The following is an 8,323-nucleotide window of genomic DNA, read 5'->3' as shown; positions in this document are numbered from 1 at the left end:
AGGACTCTACGATTCTCCTGAAGCCGCTCTCAAGCCCTTGATGAGGCTGGCTTGACCCCTGGTTGGGGAGTTATACCCCAACCAAGCCGAGATTTTCCGATTGATGCTGAGAAACACCCCCGCCGAGGCGGGGAAGACTTTCTCCGCATTCAAAACTCGTTGAAGAAGCTGGAAACACCCCCGCCGAGGCGGGGAAGACTTGTTCAAGTAAAAGCTAAAGTAATGCATGAAAGAAACACCCCCGCCGAGGCGGGGAAGACGTCTACATGCGCGCCTCGACGTTCTTCGCCCTGGAAACACCCCCGCCGAGGCGGGGAAGACCAAACCAATCCTTATTTCTTTCGCTAATTTTCAGAAACACCCCCGCCGAGGCGGGGAAGACGCATCGCCGGGCCCGTGTCTTTGACTTGAGCGGGAAACACCCCCGCCGAGGCGGGGAAGACCGAAGGACGCGTCGAAGTACACGCCGTTATGAGAAACACCCCCGCCGAGGCGGGGAAGACCGACGTACCTTCGTACCGCCGAGCTCTTTGAGAGAAACACCCCCGCCGAGGCGGGGAAGACTGCTCTTTTTATGCCCGAACATCAGTGGCTACAGAACCCCCCCCGCCGAGGCGGGGAAGACTTAGGTGTTTCGTCAAGGAACCAGATTCAATTCGAAACACCCCCGCCGAGGCGGGGAAGACCTCAAGTGACAGAAAGGAGAAAAAAATGCTGAAGAAACACCCCCGCCGAGGCGGGGAAGACAGAGTGGGCGAAGGGCCTCGCCAGTGCGATCGAGAAACACCCCCGCCGAGGCGGGGAAGACTTTATGACGGTTCACTTTCGATCAAAGCGTCCGGAAACACCCCCGCCGAGGCGGGGAAGACGAATCCACCCAACTCAAAAGCCGGTCGGCCTTAGAAACACCCCCGCCGAGGCGGGGAAGACGAATCCACCCAACTCAAAAGCCGGTCGGCCTTAGAAACACCCCCGCCGAGGCGGGGAAGACAGCAACATATGGTAGCTGTTTGTTAAAATAATACTATAAATTGTTAAAGAACAAGATATTAGGGTAAACCCTAAATGAGGGACACTACTTTCACTCTGCGCGTGGTGTATTGCTTAGTTGGCCCAAAGCAGATTGGCACATCAGGAACGCTTTCGCCCAAAGGATCCGACTCAGAGGTCTCCTGCTGTACCTCAAGCACTGCCCATGGGGCGCTTTCACCATCATCAGCTCGCTGCGCAAGTTCCCGCTCCAAGGCCTGTTTTGCAGATGACTCATCTGCAAAAAGTCCTCCAAAAACTGGGACTGCCGGTGCACAAGATTTTCTGCCGAGATAGATATCCCAGACCGGCGATTCAAGTCCTTCCCGGACTTTTTCTTTCCAACTAGAAGGTATGGTCAGCAAAACTGCGAATCGCCCATCCTGTAGATATTCTCGTCGTGTAAGGCGAGTGCCTCCACCGACGGCCTTTTTCCCTTCAGATGTCTTCGGGATGCACTCGAGCTGCCATGGATCCGACTCGTCATAGTGCGCACCCACCATATGGAAATCCATCAGGACGGGAGGGCGGTTCTTGCCTTTAGGTCCGATACGGTAAGCAGCCATAGGCAAAGGCGCGAACTCCGCAAGTTCACTTTGACGAGCGCCGCCAAGCCCCATCGCACAGAAGAGCAGACCCAGGACGCCCGACTTTGTCGGGAAAAAGGACGTCTGGCGGGACCAGAAAGCAGACCGGTCCCCCCAGCTCTGCAGAGGTCCTTCCAGACGGAGGTAAAGGACTGCAGTATCCATATCATTCACCAAGGTGGCTCTGAACTTTTTCGATGAGCTCATCGATGGTCATTTTCTCGTCCCCGCCGAACTCAAAAGCTGCAATTTTGCCGAAAAGCGATCCCGCCTGCATTTCTTTTTTGTCAAGCTCTGACTTCAAAGCCTCAATGCTCGGCGCGAGGTAGCCTCCTTCCCGAGGCGCACGGACAGGACGCTCAAAAGTACACTGCTGACGCTGGCCAGTGCGCAAATAAACTTTCGCGTAATCCCAGCTGTTAGTGGCCGACATTGTCGCCTGTCTGGCAGAAGGAACTGCCAGATAAAGCGCCTTAATGAAAGCAGCGACAGGCTCGCGCAAATCCTTGGGATCGTCAATTCCTAAAGTATCGGCCAGCTGCTTGAGATTCAAAGACACATACCGATAATAGGTTGCGGAATTGAATTCCAGCGTTCCCATATGTCCGGCACCAGTTGCAGTTTCATGATCAGTAAGATCGTCAAGTGCAGTGAAAAAGTCTACTTCTGTCGAACTGGAGTGCGTTGAAATAGCATGACTAAAAGCAACCGAGGCTTCAACATTCATCGTTGTAGCTTTAGCAACCATGCGTCCAAAAAGTGCGATATCCAGGCCATCATAGGCAGAAATCTTTGCTTTTTTAAGAAGCTTGTAGACTTCCTTATCCTTTACATCTCCTGCTTCAAATTTTTTGCTCTGTGCATAGTCAGCCAAAGTCTGATATTCAAGATCACTCAGGAAAAGCAGCGAATCATCAGAAAGACATTTTGCAATAGCTTCAGCGCATTTTTCGGCAGCGTCCGGATTCTCACTCAGCAAAGAAATGGCTTTAACCATCTCTTCTTTTACTTTTTTCGTGCGGATGCCAAGTCGAACCCCTGATTCGTGAAGTGCCATGCGGACCGCGCGCTTCCAGCACTGAGAGCTGACGCGTGCACGCTCAACGCCACCAATAATGGCGGACTTAGGCGAACCCAAATCATCGCGATTCAAGCAAGAAACAGGAAAAGACTGAAGAATGTGAAATTCAATAATAGGAAGCTTTTTCATCATGCGTCTCCTAAATTAAATAATTTTGAGTTGAAGAAAACCAAAACCAAATGCTCGCCCCTTACCGATGCCTTTAGAAAAGGTATCTATAAAAGCGGGCCTATTTAAAACATTAAGAACCCCACTGATTCGTGCGCGCGCATAAACCACACGATGAGAGTCCTTCCAGAAAACATCACGTCCTCTTTGATCCACTTGCAGTTGAGCGCATGCAGCTCCACCATGACGGAGTTTTGAGGCAAACCAGGTTAAAATCTCTTCCTCATCCGTAATAGCGACTCTATGCTTCATCCGCATATAAATCGGATTTACAACAATTTGGAACTGATAAAACTGATGCTCAAGAAAATGCTTGGGCAGCTCTCGGCATAAGAGCGTTATATCTGACGGTAAGGAAGGCAGTCTGATCGGGCGCGTGGTCAAAAAATCAATCACTCTTCCCTCCAGCCTTTCGCCCCTGTCGACCCACTGCAGCCCCAGAGGATTTCGAGTACGGATTTCCGGAGCGACCAGCTCATCTTCTCCAGACTCCACAAGCTGCAGCATGAGCCGATGGATCGCATATTGATCCGTCACTTTTAGGCGATACACGGCTTCCGGTTTTAAAACGACTCTTCCAGCAACAAAAGACGACATAATCAGCCCTCTGTTTTTTCTGATGGTTTAGCGTAAAACTCAGAGATCCATCTAGACTTAACAGCATCCGGATCACGATCAAAATACAAAATATCTTTTAAAAGCCGTGCATAGTCGAGGTCATGAATTCCTTTGCTACGAATCAGACTCAAAAGAGGCCTGAGCTGGAGACAAAGGCCGAGCGCATCAGTTGACGCCACCAGCTTCCTGAGCCTCACTACTGCCGGCGACGCGAGATCATCCAAATTCCTCTCCTGATCACTCCAGACTTTCCTTAAAGCCCTGCCTATGCCGCACGAACCATTGACTTCGGCATCCTCCAAGCAGATTGACGCCCCAATCAGCACATATGCCGATCGAACGATTTCGCGCTGAATATCTGCAAAAGGCACAATATAGGGCCACGCACGGGAAGCCTGAGCAGGACTCTGGGCATGACGAAAATCTGCGCGAAAGCCTTTGTCTTCCAATTTCTTCCGGAAGACAAAATCAACAAAATTATCCGCGCTGCTTTTCTTTTTAATGTTTTCCATGTCTATTCTCACTTTTCAAAATTCATCCATTTCCACAAAACCGGGCGACACTTTATATATGCCATTAGTTGTCTGCCCCTCGCTTTAGGGCAAACATTTTCATATGCCTCTTCTGCAAATTTCGCGAAACTCGAAACAAACTGACTCACGGTTCCATCCGAGCATGCCTTGACAAAAGCACTCCCATATGGATCACAGGCAGACCAAAAAGACTGTTGGGCAGAAATGGCCATCTTTTTTCCAATATCTGCAGCCTTCATTTCATCATAATATTTAGAAACACAGCCATACAAAGTCTTGGAAATCTGGTCGACTTCTTTTAAAGAATGCAGATATCGATTATTGAAGCCGCTTTCTTCCAGGTTTTCATCAAGACGATAAAACTCTTCGACGTAACCGTCCGCTCCAGAAAAATACTGCTCGCCTGCCTGCTCGCTTATCTTTATTCCAAAGCACCAGACCCCGCAGAAACCGTCATCTGCCGCGCGCAGCTTCAGGATCCGGCATCCTTCCTGTGAATCTGCAAAGCCAAAAAGAGCATTAACCTGTCGCCAGGGACGCCGGCTGGTATCCGCATACACAGCGGAAAACTTCTTGCCCTTATCAACCAGACGAACCGATACACTCGGATCCGAGGCGCCATGCTCGATCGTCGGATAGGCAATTCCGGAAGTCATATGCATCTGGCCATTAACGATGTGGCAGAAGCGGGATAAAGGAATAAGTCTTCCGAAAAGGCTCGCCGCATATGCCTCCGCCTCGGGCCCAATCTCACTCTCGGGCTTTTTTTCCCAGGGGGCAACTCCCAGTCCGTTCGAAAGATAGCCAAAGAGATCTTCTCCCAGTTCCTCTTCCGAAATAAGATTCAGCCGCAAAGTCTCAAAAATGTTCTCACCGATCGGCATGCTGTGAAGCCAGCCGCGTCCAAGAGACGGAGATGCCGGAGATGAAGCTTTTTTAGATAATCCCGGTGCCAGAACAATCTTGGCATCCGGCTTTTTTCCCGAAAGCCCCAGGATTAAAACCTGAAGGAGCAGATAAACCTCATCTGCCGCTTCCAACGGTTTCGTCTTGTTACCATCAAAAAGCAGAGTGGCATTGCCTGTACATACACCGAAACAAAGATCCCCCGTCGGAATGAACTTGTCTTCGGACACTACCTGCGGATACTGAAGAAAAGGATGCTCCGGATCATAAAGATCAAAGCAAGTGACATGATCGGCAAGATACTCGAGGACTTTAGCCTTCAACTCATCAGCCGTCAGCTCTTCAAGGTCTGAGCTGTCCTGTGGAGCTGCGGCAGCCTGGGTAATAGCAAGAAGCAGCCTAAAGGCCAGGAAACGCTCTGCGGGTGTGCCGCCAAGCACCGGCGGCTCCCCAGCACTGAAAAAATCCTGGAGGCTCAAGCGTGGGGAACTTTCCACCTTGATCCAGGGGGCCGTGACTAAAGAAAAACTGTCTGCCATAAATAATCCTGTCTCTAACGCTTCGGTTGCATTGGTTTGCGCAGTACTTTATCTCATCTTGCGTCAAAAAATGTCAAAGAGAATTTGATACGATGGGTACAACACCATAATCCTTTGAGTATTTGATTTTTATACATATTTCTCCAGTAAGATTGACCAAACTGCCATCATTGCGCAAAATCAGAATAGGCATACCCGCAAAACGCCTCATCTTTCGAAGCGCTTTCAGAACGGGCGCTTCGCTATAGAGGCCGCTCAAAGAAATGGACTCATCTTTCAGTAGATACGCCGGAGTACGCACGCACCTGGCATCTGCCCAGATGGCTAAGCCTGCAGCATCATCAGGTCCAGAGGTCACCTCTCCTTCCTCAAGGATCAGTACTTTTCTTTGCGCCACGTCGATGTAACGCGTACAGGGATCATCATCTTCATCATCGAGACGTACTCCCGTCATAGACATGACGCCTGTTGCGTGCGATGAAAGCTCTTTAATATGCTGAAGCAGCTCTTCACGCATTTTCAAAATAACATCATCCAGAGCTTCCTCAGGCATCGGTGCAGACAAGTCATACGTCTCTTCGATCAGGCTTCTGACGCACGCAGGGAACTCCAGACAGCATCCCTTTAGAAGACGAGCTGCAAGAATCTCCTTTGTGCGATAAAGAAGATAAGGCTGATAAACTCGTGCACTCGCGCCGAAAAGAGCTTCCGCACCAGTCAATTGACTTTTAGCCCTCCCGTCAGCAAAAGCAAGTACAAGCATCTCAGCAGACCTGCAGGATTCGGGTCTGACTGTTCCCACATGACGCCAGAGTCGACCTGCACGCTGAATAAGCAGATCCATAGGGGCTAGCCGCGTGATCAGAAAGTCCGCATCGAGATCAAGACTCTGCTCAAGAACCTGGGTTCCCACCAAGATGCACCCGGAGGTTGAACGAAGTTCATTGCCTTCGGGACTGAATCGCGGTATCCAATGGTCTTCAATCGCTTCGCGATCCGTCATCCGGAACTGCGAATGGAGAAGTCCTACAGGAAGTGTTCCATCCGCTTCCTGAAGCCGCCGGGCAATTTCCTGAGCCGTGTGCACGGTATTTTCTATCCACAGAACCTGCATGCCGTCACGGGCTTTTCGAAGCGCCTCTTCGAGAGCCTGATCAAGCGTCCCGGCGTCAAGCAGCCGAACATCAATCTGCCGCGACTCGGAGCTCTCGAGCGATCGAGTAGTGATCGCATCTCCCTTTTTTACTGTTAGCTGGATCGGTGAGGTATTTGGTGAAACCTTGTCTTCATCAAGCCCAAGGAGATCCTGCCTTGCCCTGGAGGTCAAAGTTGCACTAAGAATAATGCACGTACCCCCTATTCTCTCTATCGTCTTGATGAGCCTTCGTATGAGGACGCTGGTATATGCATCGTACGAGTGAATCTCATCCAGAATCACGACCTTTCCGAGCAGACCCGCACGCCGGAGATCCGCAAACCGAAGCTTTAGGAACGCCAGTAGCGCCTGATCAACAGTGCCAACGCCGAAAGGCGCAAGCATTGCCCTGCGTGAAGTCGTGAACCAGGATCCGCCGACATCGCCTTCCTTGCCCAGCCGCAGGCGGATCGACTTGGCGCCGCTATGAATGAGCTGCACCCTATCACCTGCGATTTTTTCTACAGTCCGCTGCACGCGGTCGTGCAGTCTGTCGCTGGTTAGCATGGTTGGAAGCGCAAAATAAATACCGCCTGCATCGCCGTGACGAAGCGCTTCATAGGCAAGCCCAAGCGCAGCTTCAGTCTTCCCGCAGCCGGTCGGCGCTTCGAGCACATAAACCCCGGGGCCTTGATAGAGGCCGACAAAAGCCTCCTGAACCGGCCGCGGATGAAAACCAAACAAATCCTCAAAGGACAGATCCGTCCTCAGATGGGGATGTGAAAACCCGGCTTCAGCCAGAAGTCTCGAAGCTACTTCAGCCTCTTCACCGACGGGAACGCTTTTTTCCTGACGGGACGAGATCCAGTCGGACAAAATCACCAGCCCCGTCCATAAAGGCAGCTGCTCATCCCTCACATCACGAGAAGCGCGCGAGCGCTGAGGCCACTCTTCAATACCGACTTCAGCCATCATGCTTCGGGCAAGGTTCGCCCTGGCCTCTTCCCAGTCTTTACCACCCAGAGCGGGCGACACTATAAGCTTGGAGTTAATCGCCCCTTCCGCGACTCCATGATGAGCAGCCACGACTTTGGCACAGTCTGTGGGGGCAGATAAAGCCTTAAGGACGATAGCGCTCACCTGTGCGTGATAAACCTCCGCAAGCCCCGCGGCGACTTTCGCCAGCGCCGCCCATCGGCTGATGCTTTCATCAAAACGGACAGCGCCGAGCAGTTTTTGCAGGAAAAGAGGATTGAGTTTGCCAATATCATGAAGCAGACTAAGCACTGCAACCGCTTTTGGAACCAACTCTTCCTTAATGGGACAAGCTATTAGTTCCAGCAAGTCCCTCATAACATACGCGGTAATCAACCCATGCTGACGAACGCTGATGCCCAGATGGGAAACGCCACCTTCTTCGACAGTTTTCGCCGGAAATTCACGAGCATCTTCATCTGTAAGTCGAGACATCCTAATCGTCCTTTATTTGTTGGTCATTATTTAATAGTCTAGATTATTAATTTTTGAAGTCAACCTGCTATCTCACACACAAGCGTGAAGCTACCCACCTGCAGCTATCCACCCCCTCCGGTCAAATAACCTCAGAGCATTGATTTATCAAAATTATTATCCTAGGTTCTCGGGTTGATTTTGGGGCTACGCGAATCTGAAATTTGAAAAACTACCGCCAAAGCCGCTAAGCCAAAGGGAAAATTGCTACCAGGGCG

Annotated in this window: 6 protein-coding genes and 1 CRISPR repeat array; all 6 genes read right to left on the bottom strand. The window is 51.0% G+C overall.

Annotated elements, in window-relative coordinates:
- Positions 1–110: 110 nt before the first annotated feature.
- Positions 111–991: a CRISPR direct-repeat array (repeat unit 28 nt; unit sequence GAAACACCCCCGCCGAGGCGGGGAAGAC).
- Positions 992–1,061: 70 nt separating this feature from the next.
- Positions 1,062–1,781, bottom strand: coding sequence for a type I-E CRISPR-associated protein Cas5/CasD (cas5e, locus tag GBM95_RS10250; protein WP_193222663.1), 720 nt, complete (start codon positions 1,779–1,781; stop codon positions 1,062–1,064).
- A gap of 1 nt (position 1,782) precedes the next feature.
- Positions 1,783–2,829 (bottom strand): type I-E CRISPR-associated protein Cas7/Cse4/CasC, encoded by a 1,047-nt coding sequence (cas7e, locus tag GBM95_RS10245; protein WP_152159007.1) that lies wholly within the window; start codon positions 2,827–2,829, stop codon positions 1,783–1,785.
- A 12-nt stretch (positions 2,830–2,841) separates the two neighbouring features.
- Positions 2,842–3,462 carry a type I-E CRISPR-associated protein Cas6/Cse3/CasE gene (gene cas6e / locus GBM95_RS10240; protein WP_152159006.1) on the bottom strand — a complete coding sequence of 207 codons (621 nt, stop codon included), beginning with the start codon at positions 3,460–3,462 and terminating at the stop codon, positions 2,842–2,844.
- A 2-nt stretch (positions 3,463–3,464) separates the two neighbouring features.
- Positions 3,465–3,995, bottom strand: a complete 531-nt coding sequence (casB, locus tag GBM95_RS10235) for a type I-E CRISPR-associated protein Cse2/CasB (RefSeq protein WP_152159005.1) — start codon at positions 3,993–3,995, stop codon at positions 3,465–3,467.
- Positions 3,996–4,003: 8 nt separating this feature from the next.
- On the bottom strand, positions 4,004–5,461 hold the full coding sequence (gene casA / locus GBM95_RS10230; protein ID WP_152159004.1) for a type I-E CRISPR-associated protein Cse1/CasA: 1,458 nt from the start codon (positions 5,459–5,461) through the stop codon (positions 4,004–4,006).
- A gap of 73 nt (positions 5,462–5,534) precedes the next feature.
- Positions 5,535–8,066: a CRISPR-associated helicase Cas3' gene (gene cas3 / locus GBM95_RS10225; protein WP_152159003.1), complete on the bottom strand. Its 2,532-nt coding sequence runs from the start codon at positions 8,064–8,066 to the stop codon at positions 5,535–5,537.
- Positions 8,067–8,323: the final 257 nt, after the last annotated feature.

The sequence above is a fragment of the Sutterella seckii genome, from assembly GCF_009183815.1.
Lineage (GTDB): Bacteria > Pseudomonadota > Gammaproteobacteria > Burkholderiales > Burkholderiaceae_F > Sutterella > Sutterella seckii.
Note: the sequence above shows the minus strand (reverse complement) of the source record. Positions and strands in the feature narration are given on the sequence as shown.